Source organism: Treponema bryantii NK4A124, from assembly GCF_000421345.1.
Classification (GTDB): Bacteria; Spirochaetota; Spirochaetia; order Treponematales; family Treponemataceae; genus Treponema_D; species Treponema_D bryantii_B.
Genome location: NZ_ATWV01000010.1, coordinates 49,362 through 70,103, shown reverse-complemented (window position 1 = coordinate 70,103; position 20,742 = coordinate 49,362). Strand labels below are relative to the sequence as shown.

22 protein-coding genes and 1 pseudogene are annotated in these 20,742 nt (G+C 43.9%); 17 read left to right on the top strand and 6 right to left on the bottom strand.

Translation table 11 applies throughout. The features are described from left to right. The first annotated feature begins 63 nt into the window (after positions 1 to 63). Both G626_RS16390 and G626_RS0110915 read left to right on the top strand, forming a co-directional pair. The gene (locus G626_RS16390; protein WP_022932824.1) at positions 64 to 459 is read left to right on the top strand and encodes a NusG domain II-containing protein; all 396 of its coding nucleotides are present in this window, start codon (positions 64 to 66) and stop codon (positions 457 to 459) included. Then, positions 443 to 1,543 carry a Gx transporter family protein gene (locus G626_RS0110915; protein WP_022932823.1) on the top strand — a complete coding sequence of 367 codons (1,101 nt, stop codon included), beginning with the start codon at positions 443 to 445 and terminating at the stop codon, positions 1,541 to 1,543. Before G626_RS16390 ends, G626_RS0110915 begins: the two co-directional genes overlap by 17 nt. On the opposite strand, the gene G626_RS16385 is transcribed toward G626_RS0110915, so the two are convergent. Together G626_RS16385 and G626_RS17605 are read right to left on the bottom strand one after the other, a co-directional pair. Next, the gene (locus tag G626_RS16385) at positions 1,540 to 2,664 is read right to left on the bottom strand and encodes an FAD:protein FMN transferase (protein WP_022932822.1); all 1,125 of its coding nucleotides are present in this window, start codon (positions 2,662 to 2,664) and stop codon (positions 1,540 to 1,542) included. The two genes, G626_RS0110915 and G626_RS16385, sit on opposite strands and share 4 nt — an antisense overlap. Beyond that, entirely contained in the window at positions 2,665 to 4,593 is a 1,929-nt protein-coding gene (locus G626_RS17605; RefSeq protein ID WP_022932821.1) for a M48 family metalloprotease, read from the bottom strand. A gap of 165 nt (positions 4,594 to 4,758) precedes the next feature. Here G626_RS17605 and G626_RS18300 point away from each other — a divergent pair, with 165 nt between their 5' ends. The 7 genes and pseudogenes from G626_RS18300 to G626_RS16365 all read left to right on the top strand — a co-directional run bounded on the left by G626_RS18300 (position 4,759) and on the right by G626_RS16365 (position 8,147). Further along, a complete protein-coding gene (locus G626_RS18300) occupies positions 4,759 to 5,424 on the top strand; it encodes an SAP domain-containing protein (RefSeq protein ID WP_022932820.1) in 666 nt (221 codons plus the stop codon). Beyond that, positions 5,403 to 5,468, top strand: a pseudogene (locus tag G626_RS18295) (hypothetical protein); the annotation flags it as partial. The gene G626_RS18300 and the pseudogene G626_RS18295, both read left to right, overlap by 22 nt. 27 nt (positions 5,469 to 5,495) lie before the next feature. Next, entirely contained in the window at positions 5,496 to 5,831 is a 336-nt protein-coding gene (locus G626_RS16370) for an MGMT family protein (protein WP_022932819.1), read from the top strand. A 9-nt stretch (positions 5,832 to 5,840) separates the two neighbouring features. Continuing rightward, on the top strand, positions 5,841 to 6,383 hold the full coding sequence (locus G626_RS0110890; RefSeq protein ID WP_022932818.1) for a DNA-deoxyinosine glycosylase: 543 nt from the start codon (positions 5,841 to 5,843) through the stop codon (positions 6,381 to 6,383). Positions 6,384 to 6,479: 96 nt separating this feature from the next. Continuing rightward, on the top strand, positions 6,480 to 6,926 hold the full coding sequence (locus G626_RS0110885; protein ID WP_022932817.1) for a zinc ribbon domain-containing protein: 447 nt from the start codon (positions 6,480 to 6,482) through the stop codon (positions 6,924 to 6,926). Positions 6,927 to 7,012: 86 nt separating this feature from the next. Continuing rightward, positions 7,013 to 7,564: a ClbS/DfsB family four-helix bundle protein gene (locus tag G626_RS0110880; RefSeq protein WP_022932816.1), complete on the top strand. Its 552-nt coding sequence runs from the start codon at positions 7,013 to 7,015 to the stop codon at positions 7,562 to 7,564. 16 nt (positions 7,565 to 7,580) lie between these two features. Further along, positions 7,581 to 8,147, top strand: coding sequence for a GNAT family N-acetyltransferase (locus G626_RS16365; protein ID WP_022932815.1), 567 nt, complete (start codon positions 7,581 to 7,583; stop codon positions 8,145 to 8,147). On the opposite strand, the gene G626_RS0110870 is transcribed toward G626_RS16365, so the two are convergent. The 3 genes from G626_RS0110870 to G626_RS0110860 all read right to left on the bottom strand — a co-directional run bounded on the left by G626_RS0110870 (position 8,092) and on the right by G626_RS0110860 (position 13,288). Next, entirely contained in the window at positions 8,092 to 9,045 is a 954-nt protein-coding gene (locus G626_RS0110870; protein WP_022932814.1) for a fructosamine kinase family protein, read from the bottom strand. The two genes, G626_RS16365 and G626_RS0110870, sit on opposite strands and share 56 nt — an antisense overlap. Before the next feature lie 18 nt (positions 9,046 to 9,063). Then, a complete protein-coding gene (locus G626_RS0110865; RefSeq protein ID WP_022932813.1) occupies positions 9,064 to 11,520 on the bottom strand; it encodes a glycoside hydrolase family 2 TIM barrel-domain containing protein in 2,457 nt (818 codons plus the stop codon). Between the two features lie 157 nt (positions 11,521 to 11,677). After that, positions 11,678 to 13,288 carry an alpha-amylase family glycosyl hydrolase gene (locus G626_RS0110860; protein ID WP_022932812.1) on the bottom strand — a complete coding sequence of 537 codons (1,611 nt, stop codon included), beginning with the start codon at positions 13,286 to 13,288 and terminating at the stop codon, positions 11,678 to 11,680. A 109-nt stretch (positions 13,289 to 13,397) separates the two neighbouring features. On the opposite strand from G626_RS0110860, the gene G626_RS0110855 reads away from it, so the two are divergent. The 3 genes from G626_RS0110855 to G626_RS0110845 all read left to right on the top strand — a co-directional run bounded on the left by G626_RS0110855 (position 13,398) and on the right by G626_RS0110845 (position 16,972). Further along, positions 13,398 to 14,603: an MFS transporter gene (locus G626_RS0110855; RefSeq protein WP_022932811.1), complete on the top strand. Its 1,206-nt coding sequence runs from the start codon at positions 13,398 to 13,400 to the stop codon at positions 14,601 to 14,603. A gap of 282 nt (positions 14,604 to 14,885) precedes the next feature. Then, positions 14,886 to 15,974, top strand: a complete 1,089-nt coding sequence (rsgA, locus tag G626_RS16360; protein ID WP_051142230.1) for a ribosome small subunit-dependent GTPase A — start codon at positions 14,886 to 14,888, stop codon at positions 15,972 to 15,974. Positions 15,975 to 16,057: 83 nt separating this feature from the next. Further along, complete coding sequence (locus G626_RS0110845; protein WP_022932809.1) at positions 16,058 to 16,972, top strand: GNAT family N-acetyltransferase; 915 nt, start codon at positions 16,058 to 16,060, stop codon at positions 16,970 to 16,972. A gap of 31 nt (positions 16,973 to 17,003) precedes the next feature. On the opposite strand, the gene G626_RS0110840 is transcribed toward G626_RS0110845, so the two are convergent. Next, complete coding sequence (locus G626_RS0110840) at positions 17,004 to 17,864, bottom strand: hypothetical protein (protein ID WP_022932808.1); 861 nt, start codon at positions 17,862 to 17,864, stop codon at positions 17,004 to 17,006. Between the two features lie 469 nt (positions 17,865 to 18,333). On the opposite strand from G626_RS0110840, the gene G626_RS0110835 reads away from it, so the two are divergent. The 5 genes from G626_RS0110835 (at position 18,334) to G626_RS0110815 (ending at position 20,736) form a co-directional block, all read left to right on the top strand. Further along, on the top strand, positions 18,334 to 18,687 hold the full coding sequence (locus tag G626_RS0110835; RefSeq protein ID WP_022932807.1) for an arsenate reductase family protein: 354 nt from the start codon (positions 18,334 to 18,336) through the stop codon (positions 18,685 to 18,687). Continuing rightward, on the top strand, positions 18,684 to 19,199 hold the full coding sequence (locus G626_RS0110830; RefSeq protein ID WP_022932806.1) for a dTDP-4-dehydrorhamnose 3,5-epimerase family protein: 516 nt from the start codon (positions 18,684 to 18,686) through the stop codon (positions 19,197 to 19,199). Before G626_RS0110835 ends, G626_RS0110830 begins: the two co-directional genes overlap by 4 nt. A gap of 25 nt (positions 19,200 to 19,224) precedes the next feature. Further along, positions 19,225 to 19,656: a GNAT family N-acetyltransferase gene (locus tag G626_RS0110825; protein ID WP_022932805.1), complete on the top strand. Its 432-nt coding sequence runs from the start codon at positions 19,225 to 19,227 to the stop codon at positions 19,654 to 19,656. A 142-nt stretch (positions 19,657 to 19,798) separates the two neighbouring features. Then, positions 19,799 to 20,005: a hypothetical protein gene (locus tag G626_RS0110820; RefSeq protein WP_022932804.1), complete on the top strand. Its 207-nt coding sequence runs from the start codon at positions 19,799 to 19,801 to the stop codon at positions 20,003 to 20,005. A 41-nt stretch (positions 20,006 to 20,046) separates the two neighbouring features. Further along, on the top strand, positions 20,047 to 20,736 hold the full coding sequence (locus tag G626_RS0110815; RefSeq protein WP_022932803.1) for an HAD family hydrolase: 690 nt from the start codon (positions 20,047 to 20,049) through the stop codon (positions 20,734 to 20,736). Positions 20,737 to 20,742: the final 6 nt, after the last annotated feature.

The following is a 20,742-nucleotide window of genomic DNA, read 5'->3' as shown; positions in this document are numbered from 1 at the left end:
TCTATTATAGAAAATTTCAGCGATATATTCAATTAAGGGGGATTTTTCTGATATATTTAAGGTATGCGGAAAATGAGCTTTAGGGCATTAGACATTCTGATAATAATTCTCGTTGCGGTGGCCGGCATATTTCTAACAGTGCACAGCCTTGGTCAGAAGGGCTCGCGGGTTGTCGTGAATGCGGCCGGCACCCGGTATGAATACTCCGCTGAGTTAGCTGGGACTTACACCGTTCCAGGAGAGCTAGGCCCAACCACTTTTGAAATCAAAAATGGTCGCGTGAGAATAACAGATTCTCCCTGCCCAAATAAAACCTGCATAGCACAGGGCTGGCATAATCCGCTGGTATGTCTGCCTAACAAGGTGATGATTAGTGTGGAAGGAGAGGCAAGTGTGAAGGCCGGGCAGGGTCGTGGTCGCGAAAGTCAGGAGGTGGAGTTTGATGCAGTCAGCCAATAAAAATCAGATAGCCCGCCTGGCCGCTCTCACTCTAATTTTCTCTTACGCCGAACTTCTGATTCCCCGCGTGCTTCCATTTTTCCGCCTGGGCTTTGGGAATGCGGCTCTGCTCATGGGCCTGGCGGCCGGTTTGACTTTTCCCACCTTTATGCTGCTCAGCGTCGTGAAGGCGGTGGCTGCAAACCTCATGGCCGGCACGCTCTTTTCGCCTTTCTTTCTTGTGTCCTTTGCGCAGAGCCTTGTGAGTGCCCTGATTATGTTCGGGCTTTATCGGGCGGGACGGCCGGGTTTACGCAGAACAGATGAGGGCCTGTCAGATGCGAGTCAGGAAGGCATCAGATGCAGCCTGCTCAGCCTTTATGGCATTTCGGTTTGCGGTGCTGCTTCGAGTGCTGTGGTGCAGATTGCGCTCACTTCTTTTTATCTGGGGCAGGGCACCTGGAGTCTTCTCGGCCCAATGCTGCTTTTTAATCTGATCAGCGGAATTATTACGGCCTGGATTGCGGAGTTTTTGGGAAATACTAATGAAGGAGGGGAAAGCCTTCCCCTCGTTCGCACTTCGTTGCTCACTACCCCTTCTAGCGGGGGCCACCCCCGCAACGCCCCCGGCGACATTCCCGGCTCACACCCACTTCCCCGCATCCGCAATCTCTTCTGCCTTGCCATCCTCCTCGCCGCGGCGGCTTCCGTCTTCTTCATAAAAAACACCGCGCTTCTTTGCGGCATCCTTCTGCTTTCCTTCCTCGCCCAAAAAATCAGCGGTAGGAAAATCCTGCTCCTGCCTCACATCTCGCTCTGGCTATTTGTTCTGCTAACGTCAGTCTTAGTTCCAAACGGCCGGGTCATCTTTACCATCGCAGGCTTTTCAATCACCGGGGGCGCCCTGCTTACCGGCTTACAAAAAGCTCTCCGCCTTTCCATCGTGAGCGCCCTCAGCCAGACTGCCGCCACAATCAAACTGACTTCCAACCCCGACTCACTGCTTGTCCTCACACTCGGCTACTACAGCAGGATGCTGGAAACTTTCAGAGAAACTCAGGGTTCAATCATTACAAAAATTAAAGCGGCCCTCAGGGAGTATTAATCAACAACTCGAACCGAGTCAAAATCAAAAAGAAGAGAAATATTTTTTTCCAGCGGCGCTGAATAAACAAGGCACTTGTCTTTAGTGATAATCACAAAATCAAAATCTCGGGCGCTGCTTTGCCAGAACGCAACGGCTTTATCCAGTCCCATTACAAAAAGAGAAGTGCTGAGGGCATCGCCGTAAAGTCCTTCACGGCAAATTATTGTAACGCTCTCAAGATTATTTTCCACAGGGCGTCCTGTGCTTCCATCAAAAATATGAATATACTTATGACCATCCGGTGCAGTGAAAAATCTTTCGTAGCCGCCGCTGGTAATCATGCAGGCATCGCGTAGTTTTACAGCAGCAACAGGTTCGCCACCCCATGGATTTTTTATTCCAACAGTCCAGTCGCTTCCATCTGGTTTTGTCCCCAGCACCTGAATGTTGCCGCCAAAATCAAGTAAGGCAGAACTAACACCAGCCTTTCTTAGAATTTCAATAGCCTTGTCTCCCGCATAACCTTTCCCGATTGCTCCAAAGTCCAGCTGCATGCCGGCAGGGCGGTCAATAATAACCAGAGGTGCAGGATCAGCTATATCATAGTCCGCCGGGAGAAGTTCAGATGAACTTACTTTTTCAGAAATTGTAATTTTAGAAAAATCAGTGTATTCAAGCAGCTGGCGGATTCTTTCTTCGGAAGGTACTTTATATTCTCCAGTCGTAAACCCCCATTCTTTAATTACTGGATAGAGTGCAGGATTAAAAGCACCACCGGTCAGGTCATAAAGCTCGTGGCTTCGGGTAATCAAATAAGCGGTTTCAGAGTGTAGGGAATTTTCTGTGATACTGAAATTATCATTTTCCGTGGACTCATTTAATTTATAAATATCGCTGCCTTCAATTGTGGTAGAAAGAATAGACTCAAGCCACTCTATTTCCTGCTGAACAAGGTAATTTGCAGCGGCTAATATTTTTGTATCTTTTCCATAGGACTTTACCGTCATATAAGTATTCATTGCAGTGAAGGAAGTTACTTCAGCCTTTACCGGGTGTCGCTTCGAGCAGGAAGGAAAAGTCACAGCGCTGCATGAAATGAGAAAAGTAAAAATCAAAAAAGAAAATCTTCCGGCTTTCATTTACAACTTCTTCCTGAAAATATATGTCATATAATCTTCGTCTTCGCTGCTGAAGGGTTTATAAACATCTTCAGAAAGAAGTTCATAATCATGTTTTGTGTACCACTGCCAGTCGCATTCGCAGTCGGTCCAGAGATAAAGATTTTTCCAGCCCTGATTACGCAGGCGATCGCAAAGTTCATTAAGCAGTTTAGAGCCGCAGCCTTTCTTTCTGCTTACATAAAGAGTCAGCTGAATGTCATCATCATTCATATAAGCACGGACTTTTTTATCCATCAGCTCAATATAAGCTTTTCCGATTTTTGTAGAAGTTAATAAGTTTTCCGGATATTTTTTTGATTCAAGATCATACCATTCATCAGCTTTGCAAATATCAGTTTTACGGGCAAAAAAAGCCGATGTGCAAAAACTACCATTTTCAATCAGTTCAAAATTTAAATCATTTTCAAAAAAATTATTACGCACAATGTGTTCAACGTAAAAACGGCGGAAGCTCATATCCTCAACAGGAGGGCTCCACATTGGAACTACGACATCAAGAATCAGGGGAATATTTTTCATTTCAAAAGGACGAATAGTATAGATGTCTCCGCAGTCACCTGCAACACTGTTTCTGCTTTTGAGTTTTTCAATTCGTTCAACGAGGGTAGGGTGAGAATAATTCCAGAAGACGTAAAGTTTTGGAGGAATCAGCTCAGAAAGATTTTCACTGTTAAGTTTAATAAGACCTGTAATGAGATGGTCTGGTGTTCCACAGGCCTGGGCACCAAAGGCATCAGCCTGATATTCCTGCTTGCGGGAGAAGATATTTGAAATAGGACTTACAATTTCACTGACCGCACTCCAGAGCATTGATGCGAGGAAGATTCCTATAAATTGAACGCTGGCAACATTTTGGTGGGTGATGTTCGTAAAACCAAAAGCGTTATACAGTCCGGTGAGATGAGCCATTTTATACAAAAGATAGGTCACAAGAAACTCCATCGGAATCATTACAAAAAGACGCTTTGTGATATGGTGAAGCTTGAAATGTCCGAGCTCGTGACCAAGCACAGCGGCAAGTTCATCCGGTGTGAGAGATTTTAAAAGTGTATCGTAAAGAACAATTCGTTTAGTTTTTCCAAAGCCGCTGAAGTAGGCATTGCTGTGACCGCTTCGCTTTGAGGCGTCCATCACAAAAAGCCCGCCGTTTTTAAATCCGACTTTATCAAGAATCGACATGATTTTCTCTTTAGCTTCTCCGTCTTCCAGCGGACTGAATTTATTAAAAAGTGGTGCAATGAATTTCGGGTACACAACCTGCATGATGAAAGTAAAGGCAATCAAAATGGCCGCAAGAATAAACCACCAGCTGTTCGCGAATTTAACAAAAGCCACTGCTGCTATAAAAGTTAGAAGCGACATTAAAATCAAACCAAGAATCATGCTTTTTATTGTATCAATAATCCAGAGCTTCCAGGTCATGTTAGAGAAACCAAACTTTTTTTCCAGAACAAATTCATCGTAAAGTGAAAAAGGAAGAGCCAGAATAAAAGAAGGTATAGATGTGATGAAAGTAAATAAAAGAAAGGAAAAAAAACTGTTTCCAATGGTAGATGGAAATCCGGTAAGGCCACAGATACAATTAAACACAAAAGGATAAAAACCAAAAATCACAAGTGTCAGATCCAGTATTGTTGTAAGTACAGAAGAGATGCACCATTTAAAATATTTTGCATCTTCATAAGCACTGATATTTTTTAGCTTTTCAGTATCAAAGGTTTCTGCCGCAAGTGGAATCTTCTGCAAAAGGTCTGGAATGCGGCCGCCATTTTTCACTCTTGAACGAAAATCAATAAACTCAAGAAAATGGTTAATTAAAAAAGTAGCAGCAGTGCCACAAAGGAAAATTAAAACAAATGGATTAGAAAGATTTACAGATATGTTCATATTTCAATTATACTGAATAGAGTATTTTTATCCAATTTTATTCACGGCATATTATTTGAATGACCTCTGGATTGATTCCAATGCTATGAAAAATGAAACCTTAAATTCTGAACTGATTTTAAATATGACATGATGGTGTCATATTTTCTGTGTTATGATTTTTGCATGGGAAGAAGACCTGCTTTTGAGGAAATTAAAACATATGAAGAGTTCTCAAAATATTACTGGTACCGTGAAGAGCTTGTGGTGATTTGCAAAGGGCTTGGGATTTGTGCCAGTGGTTATAAGGCGGAGTTGAATGAGAGGATTGAGGCGTATTTTAAGGGAAAGCCTTCACAAATAAAAAAATGTCGTCGAAAGAGAGTTGCAAAGAAGACCGTCACTGAACTCTCACTTGAAAACGGTTTGATTGAATGCGATTTTCGTTTTAGTCAGCGCTTCCGCGATTTCTTTTCTGAAGAGACCGGAATTAAAAACTTTAAGTTCAATGCCGACATGGTTGCCAGTGCAAGAAAAGTCCGTGAAACTGGAGATAATGCTTTTACCCTTGGAGATCTGCTTGATATTTATTACGGGCGAAAAAGTTACGCCCAATATGACAAGATTTCACTTCAATGGAATAAGTTTGTAAAAGACTTTTGTGCAGACCCGTCCACAGCACAATTTCCCAACAAACTGAAAGTTGCTGCCCGCCTCTGGAAAGAAGTTCGGGAATCAACAAGAGAAAAAGTCTACAAGCATGAATTACTGGAAGAGTTTGGAAAGACGCTGATATCGCACGCAGAGGGAAAAACTGGTATTGCACAGTCGGCGGCGGCATTATTACAGTAAATGCTTACAGCTACACAATCATCACTGCGCATAAGCTGAACTAAAATTAAAAAATCTGCTAATGTAATTACATGGAACTTGCAGAAAAAATCTATGTGGCGGTGAGACTCATTCCACGCGGAAAAGTTGCTACTTATTCTCAGATTGCAGCACTTGTGGGAAATCGTAATCTTCGCCGCTACGTTGGAAATGCTTTGCACAAAAATCCAAGTAATGCAGTTACGCCCTGCCACCGAGTTGTAAATGCGAAGGGCTTTTGCTCCGGAAGCTTTGCTTTTGGTGGACCTGATATTCAGCAGGAAAAGCTTGAAGCTGAGGGAGTTCTTTTTGTTGACGGCCATGTTGATATGGAACGCTTTGAAATTACTCCCGATGATTTTGAAATGATGAGGGCCTCGCTGGCTTAAAATAATCTTATGAAAGAAAAGTCAGATTCACAAAAGATAATTCATCAAATCCCGCCGGTCTGGGACTCAGAAAGCCGAGTTTTGATTCTTGGAACTATGCCTTCGCCCAAGAGCCGGGAAGCCGGTTTTTTCTACATGCATCCTCAGAACAGATTCTGGAAGGTACTGCCAGCAGTTTTTGGAGAAGAACTGGCTTACCCAAACAATTCGCCTGACCGCGAGGCTGCAATTTCTGAACGACGAGATTTTCTTCTCCGCCATCACATAGCCCTTTGGGATGTGCTTGCCAGCTGCGAGATTTCTGGAGCCGCAGATTCTTCTATTAAGAAGGCCATTCCCAACGACTTTGAGCAAATCCTGAGTAATTCAAAAATCAAACGCCTTTTCTGTACAGGAAAAACCGCCTGGTCTCTCTGGAAGAAAACTTGCGCAGAAAAATACGAAGAGCCTTATCAGCTGACTGTAGAATGCCTGCCCAGCACCAGCCCTGCAAATGCCGCCTGCAGCCTCGAAAAATTAATTGAGGCTTATAAAGTGATTTATAAATTTTAAAGGCTCTCGACCGCTTGCCGAAGGCAAGCGGGCACGCCTTATAAATTTTCTAAAAGCGTGCTATAATTATTCTATCCAACAAAAGTGAGGCATTCGATGGAAGTTTTTGAAATACTTAAAACCCTTCGCGAAAAAAATAATCTTACTCAGGAAGAAATGGCAAACCGCGTAAACATTACAAGGCAGGCTGTGAGCCGATGGGAAACTGGGGAGACCCAGCCCAACCCCGAGATGCTCAAAGTTCTTTCACGCGAGTTCAACATTTCTATAAATACTCTGCTTGGGTCGCCACGCCAGCTTTACTGTCAGTGCTGCGGAATGCCTCTTACCGAAGATTCTATGATCAGCCGCGAGCCGGACCAGACCTTCAACGAAGATTACTGCAAATGGTGCTACGTGGACGGCGAGTTTATTTATAAGCAGAAGGATTCCCTGATTGATTTTCTTTTGCAGCACATGCCTAATCCGCAGAATCAGAGTGATGATGAACGCCGTAAACTCTTTGATTCCATGCTCTCGCAGCTCAAGCACTGGAAGGCCTAGTCCGCCGCCGCCCCCCGAAAAAGCAACAAGCTGTTTCTTTTTGCCCGGCACGTCCCGTGTTATACTAAAATCATCAGGAGGACAAAATGCCAAGACCACACAACAAAGAAGATCTGCTCAAAGCAGCACAGGAAAATTATGAATCACTTATGAGCCTCATTGACGGGCTTAGCGAAAAGGAACTTAACACCCCATTTGATTTTTCGGGACAGCCAAGCAAAAAAGAAGCCCACTGGAGCCGCGACAAAAATGTGCGCGATGTTCTGATTCATCTTTACGAATGGCATCAGCTTTTGCTGGACTTCCCAAAGAACAATAAAGGCGTAACCGACAAGAAAGCCGCCATCGCTTTTTTACCAGCCGACTATTCATGGAAAACTTACGGCGCAATGAACCAGATGTTCTGGAAGCGACATCAGGAAACCAGCCTCGAAGCAGCAAAAGCAATGTTCAAAAAAAGCCACGCCGCCGCCATGAAGCTGATTGAAGGCTACACTAACGAAGAACTTTTTACACAAGCCTACTTTCCATGGACAGGCAATGCGGCCCTCGGGGATTATTGCGTAAGCGATACCTCAAGCCACTATGCATGGGCTATCAAAAAAATTAAGGCTCATAAGAAAAACTGCGGGAAATAAAATAAAGAGTAAAGAAATGCAGATAGAAACACAACGCCTGATTTTACGCGAATACACAATGGATGATTTTGATGATCTCTATGAAATCATGTCTGACCCGGAAACCATGCAGCACTATCCCGCTCCTTTTGACGAAGCCCGCACCCGTCGCTGGATTGAATGGAATCTTGAAAATTATCAGAAATATGGCTGGGGACTTTGGGCAGTTGTCTTGAAAGAGACCGGCGAGTTTATAGGCGACTGTGGAATCACTTTGCAGGATATTGATGGCCAGCTGCTCCCGGAAATTGGTTATCACATTCATAAAAAATACTGGCGCAGAGGATTTGCAAAAGAAGCTGCCCGTGCCGTCCGTGACTGGGTTTTTGAAAACACAAAGTACGACACAATTTATTCTTACATGAAATATACAAACGTAGCATCTTATTCGACGGCCCTTGCAAACGGCATGAAAAAGGTAAAAGAATATCCCGACCCAAAAAATGAAATTTCCTATGCTTATGCAATTACCCGCATAGAGTGGGAAACTAAAGCTGGTCTACATATTCATCAACAATGCTTAGAACAGGTCCCAAGTAAGTAGGTCCAAACAAGTTCAGATGATTTAAAAGCTGGTACAAATTATAAAGGTCCCGTCTGTCTTCATAGCCTGCTTCCAGGGGATTTGCCTGCATGTAGGCATCGTAAAATTTTTGAGGAAAGCCTCCAAAAAGCTGTGTCATTGCAAGGTCTGCTTCTGCGTGACCGATGTATGCTGCGGGATCAATCAGCATTGCTTTACCTTCAGGACCGCACATTACGTTTCCACTCCAGAGGTCGCCATGAAGCAGACTGGGGTGGGCTGGTTCTAAAAGAAACTTATCCAGATGGTCCAGGAGCTTTGTAATTTTATTTCTGTCGTCCGGACTAAAATATGAATCTGCAGTCTTAAACTGAGGAGTAAGACGATTATCGCGGAAGAAAGAAATCCATGAAGGACATGGAGTGTTTATTTGTGGGCGGGCGCCTATAAAATTATCCTGAAAAAATCCAAAGGAGCCGCTACTGGCACTGTCTGGCCATAGAGTTTTTGTGTCTGCCTTATGAAGGGCTGCCAGTTCCTGACCAAGGATTTCCCAATAATCTTTGCGGGCTTTGGCAGATTTAATGAATTTTAAAAGTAAAAAACTGTAGCCCACATCTTCGCCGTCGTCAGTTCCTGTGCAAAGAATTTCCGGGGTCGCGATTGTGCCAGTGGAAGCAATAGCTGAAAGCCCTGCGGCTTCGGCAGTAAAAAAATCTGCATTAGCCTTGGAGTTGGCTTTCATAAAAATGCGGTCTCCGGTGTTCAGAGTCAGTGCGTAAGCTTTGTTAATATCTCCACCAGAAAGTCTGTCGGTCTGGGCAATTGAAACAGAGTTTCCAAAAAGAGAAACCAGAGCCTGAGCCAGAGAAGTATAATGGGGCGGAAGGGAAGTTTTGATGTTATTCGATTTATTCATTTTGGAATCCTCGGTAAATCAGTCCAGAATTATAGTTTTATCTTCAAAGCCCTGCGTGCTGATTGTAAGTTTAGTTTGCCCTTTTTCATAAGTCGAACGTAAAACCGCACAGGCGTGTCCCTTGTAACTTACGGTCTGATTGTCAGTGTAGTCTTCATCAGTTATCGGATTTCCTGAACCAAAACCTGCAAGACAGCCAGTTCCCTCAATCTTTGCAGTAAGCTTTATTTCTGCATCCGGAAGAAGCTGTCCCTGTTCGTCAAGAACATCAATCATTACAAAGGCGGCATCGTGACCATCCGGAGTCAGCGATTTTTTAGAGCAGCTTAGATTTATCTGAGCAGGCTGACTTGCTGTGCAAAGTAAGTCAGAACTAACTTCTTTGCCGCCCACGTAACTTATGGCTTCAATTTTTCCGGGCTGGTAAGTTGCTTCGAACTCGGCCAGATTTGGCATTGGTGCCTCGAAAGAAATTTTTTTTCTGCCAACAGATTTTCCGTTAATTAAAACTTCAACTTCTTCTGCGCGGGAAAAAACTGCAATCTTAACAGGCTTTCCTTCAAAACCGGGATATGTCCAGTTTTTGTTGAATTGCGGGAAGCCCCAGAAGGTCATCATTTCTACTTTGTCGAAAGCTTCCGGATGTCTTGTGTATAAATGCGTTTTCTCAGATCCCCAAACGACACTGCGGTATTCTCCCTGAGGAAGCAGCACTCCTGTAATATCATAGTCCGCATCCTGGGCAGTTCTGTATGGAAAGTGTGAAGTCTGCTGGGGCATAATTTCCCAAGGCTTTTTGTTTACAATAGGATCGTCTTTGTCTGCATAGAATGCTTTACCAAGGCCTGCTTCTCCAAGATAGTCCCAGGCGGTCCAGGTAAAGTCTCCGATTACATAAGGATGTTTTTCTATAAAAGGCCAGCGGTATCCAATCTGATTCGGGAAATTTTCTGAACCAAGAATTACGCGCTGAGGAAACATTTCGTGGTCTTTTTCGTATTGGTCTTCCATGTAGTTGTAACCTACAATGTCCAGGCCGTTGGTAAAAGGCTCCGTTGCCCGTTCCCATAAGTTTTCATAAACGCCAATGTTTACATTCTGTGCCTGGTACTGGCCTTTTGCAAGTTTGTCATCAAGACCGCTCCAGAGAGAACAGATTCCGTTGCTTACAGGCCGGCTGGCATCCAGCTTTTTGATAGTCGTGGCTAACATAGTTGCTCTTGTATATCCTTGTGCAAGTCCGGCACGTTCAGGAATCTCATTTCCGGTAGACCAGATGATTACAGCAGGACTGCTGCGATCGCGTTTGATAAATGCAGTTAAATCTTTTTTCCAGTTGGCTTCAAAATACTGACTGTAGTCTCCGGCGCGTTTTCCAATCCACCAGGCATCAAAGGCTTCGTCAAAAATATACATGCCAAGTTTTTCGCAGGCACGAACCAAAGCAGAAGAAGGAGGATTATGAGAAGTTCTTATTGCATTAAAACCAAGCTCCTTGAGCTTCTGGATTTTACGCGCCTCTACTTCATAAAGAGAAACGGCTCCCAAAAGTCCGTTGTCGTGATGCAGACAACCGCCCTTGAGTTTTATGCTTTTTCCGTTTATCAAAAGTCCGCGTACTGCATCTGCAGAAATTGTGCGGACACCAAAAAGGATTTCACTTTCATCGGCAGGCAGATCATCTTTTTCTTCAAGACGGGTGCGGTATTCTCCCTGACTTTTTACTGAGGCTTTGAGGGTGTAAAGATTTGGATTATCACTATCCCAGAGCTTTGGATTTTTCAGATTGATTGATAAATAAGCTGTTTCACGAGAGTGGGCTGCAACAAAAACAGAAGTTTCTGAGTTTGCAGCAGGGGCGGCCTTATCTTCACAAATCAGACTTGCGCTAACTTCCACAATTCTGTTTTCATCTGTATCATTTGCCACCTCTACCTGGGCCTTAACAAAAGCAAAGCCGTCAGCAACTTCAGAAGTGTATGCATAAATTCCATCTTCAGGAATATAAACTTTTGATGCTCTGCAAAGCTGAATCCCGCGATAAAGCCCCAGCCCTGTATACCAGCGGGAATTACTTGCAGAGCCTGTATTAAGATTTACGGTAATTCTATTTTCCTGACCAAAAGCAACATAGGGAGTAAGGTCCACATAAAAAGGCGCATAACCATAATTCTGATGAGCAACCTTGCAGCCGTTAATATCAACCGAAGCGTTCATCATGGCACCGTCAAACTTGAGTCCGATTTTTTGATCCTTCCAATCCTCGGGAATAAAAAGAAATTTTGTATAATTGCAGATTCCGCCATTAAAAAATCCGCTGTCGCAGCCGGCAGGACAATCTGCAGTAACCTTAGTTCCAATCATTGCATCATGAGGAAGATTTACCTGCACTCCGGCATCATTATCGAGTCCGCCAACAGAATCAAGATACCCCCATCTGAAGGTCCAGTTCTGGTCAAGAGAAATTGTTTTCATAAATCAATTCTAATGTGGAATATCTGCCATTTCAAGTGAGAGGAAAAAGAACGACTGCAAGCTTTTAAAAATATTCCCAACATAAGCATATAGCACACAGTCTTAGAATTTTAGAAGAAGCACAATTCTAGAAATTATACAAGCTATTACGATTGTTCTAGCTCAGTTTAAAGAATCCCGCGCTCTTTCCAGTAACAATTATCTTTTTTCCGTCAAAATTGATTTTTCCGCCGAAAGAGTAAATTGCATTTTCGAGTGCATTGGCTCCAGCACCCAGCTTTTTCAAATCACAAGGGAAGGACACTTCTTTCTCCGACGGATTTATAATCACAAAAATCTTTTCGCCAGGCTGATTTTTGCCCGCGCAGCTTCTTAGATAAGCCAACGGATATTCATTTTTCTTTGCATAGATAAATTCAATCTCGCCACGACTCTGCAGAGCCTCATGTTCCTGCCTGATTTTTATAAGCTTCTGGATTTCGTGATAAAGTGATTTTTTATTTTGCTGCTGAGCCTGAACTGTCGGGCGTTTAGTACCAGGGTCCAGCGGAATATAAAGTTTCTCCTCCGGTGCCGAACTAAAGCCCGCGTTTGTAGAAGAGTCCCACTGCATAGGCGAACGAGAACCAGTTCTTCCATAACCACCTTCGACAGAAACAAGATTTTCTACATAGTTCATGCCAATCTCATCTCCGTAATAAATAAAAGGCGCACCCGGCATAGAAAGCAAAAAGGCAAAGGCAAGCTTAAGATTGTCACCCTTGATGTGGCGGGCAAGTCTGTCCATGTCGTGATTTCCGGACGGAATACAGATTAGGCCCATGTGCTTAGAATCCGCACGAGCCTTTTGGTAGCTTTCTTTATATTTTTCTACAAACTCAAAAACATCACCCTTGCCGCTGGCCGCAAAAAAAGGATTCTCGCAGCGGAACAAATCGTTGTAATGTGATGGCCCAAAGTGCAAAAGAAAATCCATATGAAAGCCACCCTGCAAAGATTTATCGGGCTCGCCCCATTCAGAAACCATGGCAGCCTCAGGGAATTCCTTATCCAAAAATCCGCGGACATTTTGCCAGAGCTTTATTGTGCCCTTTCCGTTTTCATCATGCTTTACAAGGGAGCCGGCCATATCAACTCTAAAACCATCGCAGCCCATCCCAAGCCAGAAGCGCATAATGTTTTTCAACTCATCAAGTGTAGCCCTTGGCCCTGGCGCGTCCATCGGCTGCTGCCATTTTTTTGCAGGGTCCGGTTTATAAAAGCCATAATTCAAAGCCGGCTGATGAGAAAAAAAGTTTACAGCGCAGGAACCATCTCTGTCTGAAATTCCTCGCAAACTTGCCATACCATCAGGTTCAACCCAAATTGAATCAGTCCAGACATAACGGTCGGTGTATTCATTTTTGCTGGCCTTCATAGATTCCTTAAACCACTTGTGCTCGGTAGAAGTATGACCCGGAACAAGATCCAGCAGAATATGCATATCACGCTTGTGAACTTCTTCAAAAAGCTTCTTCAAATCTTCATTAGTTCCATAACGAGGAGCGGCAAGATAATAATCAGAAACATCATAACCGGCATCACCGAAAGGAGAAGCAAAACAGGGATTCATCCAGATTGCATTGCAGCCAAGCTCTTTTATGTAATTAAGCTTTTGAATTATTCCATTAAAATCACCGATTCCATCCCCGTTTGAATCACAGAAAGACTGAGGATAGATTTCATAAAAGATTGCATTATCAAGCCACTTAGGATTTTTATCTGCCATATTTTCTTCCACACAAATTATTTGATTTTCATAATTTTAACTCATACTGTACAATTTATAAAGAAAAACGTAATAGAAAAGATTTGTCCTTCATGTTATGTTGAGACATATGACAACAACATCAAAACCAAATTACAAAAAAACTTTACGAGCCTGCTACTTAGGTTTTATTACTCAGGCAATTGCCGCAAACTTTGCACCGCTTATTTTCTTAAAGCTTCATAATGATTATCAGATTCCGCTTGGAATGATTGCCCTTATTCCAACGGCCTTCTTTTTTACCCAGCTGATTGTTGATGTTTTCTGCGCTAAGTTTGTTGACAGAATCGGTTACCGGGCCAGCATTGTTGCGTCGGAAATTTTTTCTGCGGTGGGACTTGTTGCCCTGGCTTTTTTGCCTGAGCTTCTGCCCTCTGCCTTTGCGGGCATTATGATTAGCGTTGTACTTTATGCTATTGGAAGCGGTCTGATAGAAGTTCTCTGCTCGCCGATTGTGGAAGCCTGTCCTTTTGAAAACAAGGAAAAAACTATGAGCCTTCTTCACAGCTTTTACTGCTGGGGCTGGCTTGGCGTCACTGTAATTTCCAGTTTGCTTTTTACGGCCTTTGGAATTGATAACTGGAAGTACGTTGCCTGCTTCTGGGCTCTGATTCCTCTGTACAACATTTACAACTTTGCAACCTGCCCGATTGAAAAGCTTGTTGATTCGGGCAAGGGCATGACTATCCTGCAGCTTTTTAAGTCGCCGCTTTTCTGGGTGGCCGTTGTGCTCATGGTTTGTTCCGGTGCCAGCGAGCTTTCTATGGCTCAGTGGGCTTCGGCCTTTGTTGAGTCGGGACTTGGACTTTCTAAAACTGTTTGCGATTTGGCCGGCCCTTGTCTTTTTGCGGTTACCATGGGAATCTGTCGCGTCTTCTACGGTAAGTTTGGTGATAAGGTGGAGCTGACAAAATTTATGATTGGCTCGGGTCTGCTTTGTCTTATCTGCTATATCATGGCGTCTTTGTCGCACAATGCTGTGGTGGCTCTTGCGGGCTGTGTGCTCTGCGGTTTTTCTGTCGGCATCATGTGGCCGGGAACTCTGAGCATTTCTTCAAAAAAAATTCCGACAGGTGGAACTGCAATGTTCGCTCTGCTGGCAATGGCCGGGGACCTGGGCGGTTCTATTGGTCCAAGCGCAGTTGGTATGATTTCTCAGAAGGCGGGAGATAATTTGCAGCAGGGGCTTTTCTTTGGAGGAATCTTCCCTGTGCTGCTGGTTGTTTTTCTTATCATTCTGAAGTTCATGAAAGAGAGTGAAAGTGAAAAGAATTGATTAACCCGCTGCCTTCCAGAATGTCGTCTGTCACATAATTGACACACATTGACTAACTTGCCGTATTTTGTTATTTATTAATCATACTTAATATATCAGGAGGTTGAGATAAGATTTATGATTTTTATGACTAACGATTCGACCTCCGCTATTCACGCCTAGAACATTTCTTGTCCTGAAAGCGGAGCTGCATTGGATACAGAGCTTCCGAAACTGTCATTTTGAACTTGTTTCAGAATCTGCTTGTGCTCTTTATTAACTCTAGCAATCAGGAAATTCAAATTGAAAACAAATAATATTATTACTGCGCGCGTATCCTGTGTGCAGAAGAATCTTTATACTCTGCTGCCTTGTGCAGAGGATGGCACTGTCTGCGTTGGGGGTGACGCTGATGGTGATTGCAGCGGTGGCGGCATTTGCAATAACGGCGAAGTTTGCCTCCCCGAAATGACCGGCAAACTCAAAGGAAAATTTTACAAGCTTGGACTCGAGCCGCCAGTTGTGGGCGACTATGTAAAAGTCTTCACCAACGAATACGGCGACGCCTTGATTGACCAAGTGCTTCCTCGCAAAACTGTATTCAAGCGTCCTAACCGCAGCGGTCACTCAGAAGCCTATGTGAAAAATCTCTTAGAGGAAACTATCGTTTCTAATTTTGATTATGTTTTCATTGTGACCTCTCTTAATCAGGATTACAGTGAAAACAGAATTGCGAGATACGTTTCGATAACGCTCAACACCGGAGCCAAGCCAGTTGTGATTTTGTCTAAGGCGGATTTGTGCGACGACGTTGAGCTCAAGGTAGAAATCACAAAGGCTGTTTGCGACAAGGCAGATGTAATTGCAATCAGCTCGCTTACGGGTTATGGGCTCGAAGGGTTGCAGACCTATCTCCAAAAAGACAAGACAATTGCGATTGTTGGTTCTTCCGGGGTTGGCAAGTCTACACTGCTCAATACTCTGAACGGTGCAGATTTGATGAAGGTAAACGCAATCCGCGACGAGGATGGAAAAGGGCGTCACACCACAACTTACCGTCAGCTCTTCCGTTTGCAAAATGGGGTCTGGATTATGGACACTCCGGGCCTGCGCGAAATCGGCGTGCTCGACATGGAAGAAGGAATCGACGAAACTTTTTCTGATGTAGTTGCGCTGTTTGATCAGTGTAAGTTCAACGACTGTTCACACACAAGTGAGCCGGGCTGTGCAGTCCGCAAGGCGCTGGAAGATGGAACTTTAAGCGAAGAGCGCTGGCAGACTTATCTTCAGCTTCACTCCGAAAACGAATGGGGTAAAGCCAAGATGATGCAGATTGCAAAATTTACCCGCGAGTATCAGCGTAACAGATACAGCGGATGGAATATAACCTAGTGTCATCCCGAACTTGTTTCGGGATCTATAAAAGTAGATGCTGAAACAAGTTCAGCATGACAGTGATTTAAGGAGTTATAAATATGAACATCACAACAAAACAATTTCAACTTTTATCAGATATAAATCTCGTATGGGATTTTCTTGTAGAAACTTATGACTGGAAAAATGACTGCGGCCGGCCTGCGCCATTTTTTGAATATGCGCTTACATCTTCGTGGATGGATACATCATATTCATTTTTAGACAGACTCTGGTTTGACGGAGACAAGGTTGTCGCCTTTGTTTATTACGAAGCGCCGATTACAGACATTTATTTTAATGTCCGCAAGGGGTATGAGTTTCTGGCAGATGAGCTTGTTAATTACGCAATTTCAAATATGCCTCATTTCAACAATGAGCAGCAGTTTGTTTTATTCGACGGTCAGCAGTTCATAAAGGATGCTGCAGCAAAACGAGGTTTCAAGCAGGTTTATGAATGGAATGAAGGCATTTTTGACTTTAAGAACGAACTGAATTATGAGTTGCCGCAAGGCTATCACTTTGTGGATTCCAAGGATATTGATATTGTAAAATGTTCAAAGCTCTGCTGGTATGGTTTTGGACATGGAGAGCGTGGCGATTTTTCTGACTGGGATAAATACGATGACTCTATGGACTGGACTCCCGCAAAATCTCACAAAGGCGCTTTGAGTCGAATCCTCTCTCCATCTCCACATGATAGCTCGCAGTACAACATTGTGATTGCAGATAAGAACGAAGAATATGTCTGCTTCTCGGGAATGTGGTGGGTGCCTCAAAATCAGCTTGCCTACATGGAGCCGCTTTGCACACATCCGGAGCATCGAAAGCGAGGCTTAGCTGCGGCAGCTCTCACAAAGCATTACCGTACACTCAAACCTCTTGGTGCAACTCACATGACCGGCGGTGGCGACCCCTTTTATCAGAAGCTGGGTTATGAAAAAGGCTACCACTGTACAGTCTGGAAAAAAGAATAATATTGCGCCTAGCCTCAGTGTTAAACTTGGCTTACAGCAGATACAGCTTTGCAGTTTTTTCAATCTGCTTTGGCGAGATAGGCCAGGTAGAAGTTTCCATGGAAATAATCAGATTCTTTCCGGGATAGATTTCGTTCTTTTCGTAGAGCTTGAGTTTCTGGGCGGCGCTGGCTGCGTATTCAGCGTCGTCCATTTTGCCAAAGTGCTCCCAGAGAAACTCTTGGCGGGTACGAAGATTCAGGCAGATGAAATCTGGGTGGAAAATACGGCGCACGCCTTTTTCTGTTGTGATTTCCAGCGGGTACTCGTAGCGGTATGGAATATTGAGTCGGTGCAGAGTATCTGCAATCATGATTTCAGATTTAGAGCGAACGCGTTCGCCACGGGATGTATAGAGTTCTGGTGAGTCTTCTGAAAAAGGCTTTCGTGTGTATGGAACAGACTGCCAGAGTTCTGCAAAGTCTTCGGCAGGAAGGCAGGCGGGATTTATAAGCGGGCGTCGAAGTTTATTTAGTTTTGCAAAAATCTGTGCTGCGGGAGTCGCAGACTTTTGCAGCCACCTGTATGAGCGCAGAGTCTTTTGCAAAAACTTTAATTCTTTTTTAAGAGTGGCAAGAAGCTTTATGTCGTAGTCTTTTTGGGCAAGGGCCTTTGCAAGCTTATAGTTTTTCGTATGAATGTATTGGCCGTGTGTGTCGCCGGCTTCTGTAATCTGATAATACTGAATTGTTTTTCCACTTTTAGAAATGCGCAGAGAACCGGCCGGCGCCTTTTGCAGTTCATTTTCTTTCTGCTCCAGAAGTGTGCTCACCTCAGAAAGCCTTGCAGCCAGAAGCGGCTCGAGGAAAAATGGAGAAAGCTCTTCGTTTTCAATGCATTTTGTGAACTGCATACTATAAAGGTAAGTAATTTGACTTGCGCCGGCAAGAAAAAAGTGAAAAATTTAAGAAAAAAAGAGTTTTTTTAATGATTCCCAGGGGGTGGCTACGGATAAAACAGAGTAAGTAGTGATTTTTATCCGTATGAGAACAAAGTTTTCCAATGGAGATAAAACCTGAAACACGGATAAAAAGAGAGTAGGTGGCTCGATTTATCCGTAGGTAGCACAGTTTTTCATAAGAACTCACATCGTCTTGAGGCACGAGATACGGATAAAATTGAGTGTTTGCTGTGATTTATCCGTATCACGCCAGATTTTTTCCATGAAATTCGGCTTAATATACGGATAAATCGCGTTAATCAGCGTATTTTATCCGTACCACCAGCCGATTTTGCGCCCACACACTTCAAATTATTCTGAAATCCCGTTGCTTTTGAGCTATAATTAATTCATATTCCAAACTTAAGACAAGGAGCTTCCTATGATAAAAGTATATTGTTATTCCCGCTGTTCAACCTGCAAAAAGGCTCTGGCCTGGCTGGATGCTCACGGTTACAAATATGATTTAATAGACATTAAAACTCAAAACCCGGATGAAAAGACCTTGCGCAGCCTGCACAAAAAATCCGGCCTGCCTTTGAAAAAGTTTTTTAATACCAGCGGCATCCTTTATCGCGAAATGGAGCTTTCTAAAAAGCTTCCTTCGATGCCCGAGGACCAGCAGTTTGCGCTCCTTGCCTCCGACGGCATGATGGTGAAGCGGCCTCTCTTAGTTACCGATTCTGCGGTAATTCCCGGCTTCAAAGAAGACCTCTGGAAGGTGGCACTAAAGTGAAAATAATTGAAAAAATCTTCGATTCTGTTTTACTCCTTCAGCCGGATGGCAGGGAAGATTCCCGCGGTACAATGCAGGTTTTCTTCAGTAAAAAAACAACAGAGCTGCCAGACGGCTTTAATATCACCGAGCAGCGGATTTATAAAATTCCCCAAAAGCATACCTTCTTCGGCATCCATTATCAAAAAGCAGAAGCCGCAAAGGGAAAACTAATCAGCGTTATTCAGGGAAAGGCACTCGATTATATAGTAGATCTCCGCCCGGATTCTAAAACCTATAAGAAATATAAAAGTTTTGAACTCAATGCAGACAGACCGCTTCTTGTTTTTATTCCTGCCGGTTTTGGGCATGGTTTTCTGACTCTGGAAGACAATACAATTCAGGCTTTTGCCGTGGATGCTGATTTCGAAAAAGACAGCTCTGGTATTGTAAATTATAAAGACCCGGAAATTGGGCTTAAGCTTCCGGTAGAAGATATCATAATTTCCGATTATGATAAAAATGCAAACTAACGTTAGTTAGGAGAAGAAACAAAATATGGAATACGAAATCACAAATACAATTACACCAGAAGAGTACTTGGAAATGCGCGCTTTGGTTGGCTGGGGTGGCTTTCCTCTTGAGCAGGCAAAGGCAGGCCTTGAACATACTACCCATATATGCACTTTCCGAAAAGATGGAAAAGTAATTGGTCTTGTAAGACTTTTATGGGATCACGGTTATGTAGTTTATATTGCAGATGTAATTGTTCGGCCGGATTTCCAAGGAAAGGGAATTGGCCGTGAACTTATGAACTACGCAATGAATTATATCAAAAGTAAACTCAAACCTGGCTGGCGCATAATGGTGAATCTCCAGGCCGCCAAAGGTAAAGAAGGCTTTTATAAAAAGTTTGGCTTTATCGAGCGACCCAACGAAGATTTTGGGCCCGGCATGCACCAGTGGATATGTAGCGAAGAGGAAAATTAATCTGCATGAAAGGGGGCTCGGGGGGACAGCATTTCGTGCACGATTTTTTACGATTCATGAACGTCTTTAATTTTGTTACCAAAACTTCATGCTATAATAAATCAACAAATTAAGACAAAAACTCAAAGGAGGCTCAAGCTTTATGGGAAATGAAATTATAGAAGAAATTGAAGAACGCCCGGACGGCTCAAGAAAGATTGTAAAACGCTCTGTGGAGAAGGGGATTTCTTTTGGCTCTGCGCTCGCAATGGTAATCAGCTTTGTGACCTGGAAATCAATTGGCTGGGCAATTGTTCACGGCGCTTTGGGCTGGGTTTATGTTGTCTATTATTTTATAAAATACAGATAGCAGGGGGCAGCCAGCACAGTCACTGGCAGCAGGAAAACAAAATGATTAAAGCCGTAATTTTCGATATGTTTGAAACGCTCGTAACACTCTTTACGGGACGAACCTATTTCAGTGAGCACATAGCTGCGGATCTCAATCAGCCAATGGAAGCCTTTCGCAAATGCTGGCACGAAACAGAAAAAGACCGCACACTTGGAAAATATTCCATGGAAGAGGGCCTGACAATAACTCTCAAAAACCTGGGCGCCTGGTCCCCGGAAAATGTCCAGCTTGTTTGTCGCAAGCGCCGCGAAGCCCTGGGCGACACCTTCGGCGCCATCCCGCCTGAGTCACTCTGGTTTCTGCAAACCCTCCGCGCAAAAGGCCTCAAGACTGGCCTCATCACAAACACCTTTTCCGACGAGCGCGACATGATTCTTTCATCTCCGCTCTATCCCCTTTTTGACGCAGCCATGATTTCCTACGAACAGGGCATTTCAAAGCCGGACCCCGAGATCTACAAGCGGGCCGTACAATCCCTGAACGTCACACCCCAAGAATGCCTCTACGTTGGCGACGGCGGTTCCCACGAACTTCAAGCTGCCCGCGAGCTTGGCATGCAGGCAATTCAGTGCACCTGGTTCCGCGATCTTGCCTATGAGCCGCACATCCCGAGTCCTATCTTTGAAGACTTCCTTCACGCCGCTACCCGGCAGGACATCATAAATTTCATAGATTCCCTAAATTCCTGATTTCAT

Excerpts from the sequence above, each read along its gene's own strand:
- G626_RS0110870 (WP_022932814.1), bottom strand. The coding sequence starts at position 9,045 with ATGAATAAATCGAATAACATCAAAACTTCCCTTCCGCCCCATTATACT.
- G626_RS0110855 (WP_022932811.1), top strand. The coding sequence starts at position 13,398 with ATGACAACAACATCAAAACCAAATTACAAAAAAACTTTACGAGCCTGC.
- G626_RS0110890 (WP_022932818.1), top strand. The coding sequence starts at position 5,841 with ATGAAAGAAAAGTCAGATTCACAAAAGATAATTCATCAAATCCCGCCG.
- G626_RS0110915 (WP_022932823.1), top strand. The coding sequence starts at position 443 with ATGCAGTCAGCCAATAAAAATCAGATAGCCCGCCTGGCCGCTCTCACT.
- G626_RS0110840 (WP_022932808.1), bottom strand. The coding sequence starts at position 17,864 with ATGCAGTTCACAAAATGCATTGAAAACGAAGAGCTTTCTCCATTTTTC.
- G626_RS17605 (WP_022932821.1), bottom strand. The coding sequence starts at position 4,593 with ATGAACATATCTGTAAATCTTTCTAATCCATTTGTTTTAATTTTCCTT.
- G626_RS16385 (WP_022932822.1), bottom strand. The coding sequence starts at position 2,664 with ATGAAAGCCGGAAGATTTTCTTTTTTGATTTTTACTTTTCTCATTTCA.
- G626_RS0110880 (WP_022932816.1), top strand. The coding sequence starts at position 7,013 with ATGCCAAGACCACACAACAAAGAAGATCTGCTCAAAGCAGCACAGGAA.
- G626_RS0110860 (WP_022932812.1), bottom strand. The coding sequence starts at position 13,288 with ATGGCAGATAAAAATCCTAAGTGGCTTGATAATGCAATCTTTTATGAA.
- G626_RS16370 (WP_022932819.1), top strand. The coding sequence starts at position 5,496 with ATGGAACTTGCAGAAAAAATCTATGTGGCGGTGAGACTCATTCCACGC.
- G626_RS18300 (WP_022932820.1), top strand. The coding sequence starts at position 4,759 with ATGGGAAGAAGACCTGCTTTTGAGGAAATTAAAACATATGAAGAGTTC.
- G626_RS0110865 (WP_022932813.1), bottom strand. The coding sequence starts at position 11,520 with ATGAAAACAATTTCTCTTGACCAGAACTGGACCTTCAGATGGGGGTAT.
- G626_RS0110885 (WP_022932817.1), top strand. The coding sequence starts at position 6,480 with ATGGAAGTTTTTGAAATACTTAAAACCCTTCGCGAAAAAAATAATCTT.
- G626_RS16365 (WP_022932815.1), top strand. The coding sequence starts at position 7,581 with ATGCAGATAGAAACACAACGCCTGATTTTACGCGAATACACAATGGAT.
- G626_RS0110845 (WP_022932809.1), top strand. The coding sequence starts at position 16,058 with ATGAACATCACAACAAAACAATTTCAACTTTTATCAGATATAAATCTC.
- G626_RS0110815 (WP_022932803.1), top strand. The coding sequence starts at position 20,047 with ATGATTAAAGCCGTAATTTTCGATATGTTTGAAACGCTCGTAACACTC.
- G626_RS16390 (WP_022932824.1), top strand. The coding sequence starts at position 64 with ATGCGGAAAATGAGCTTTAGGGCATTAGACATTCTGATAATAATTCTC.
- G626_RS0110825 (WP_022932805.1), top strand. The coding sequence starts at position 19,225 with ATGGAATACGAAATCACAAATACAATTACACCAGAAGAGTACTTGGAA.
- G626_RS0110835 (WP_022932807.1), top strand. The coding sequence starts at position 18,334 with ATGATAAAAGTATATTGTTATTCCCGCTGTTCAACCTGCAAAAAGGCT.
- G626_RS0110820 (WP_022932804.1), top strand. The coding sequence starts at position 19,799 with ATGGGAAATGAAATTATAGAAGAAATTGAAGAACGCCCGGACGGCTCA.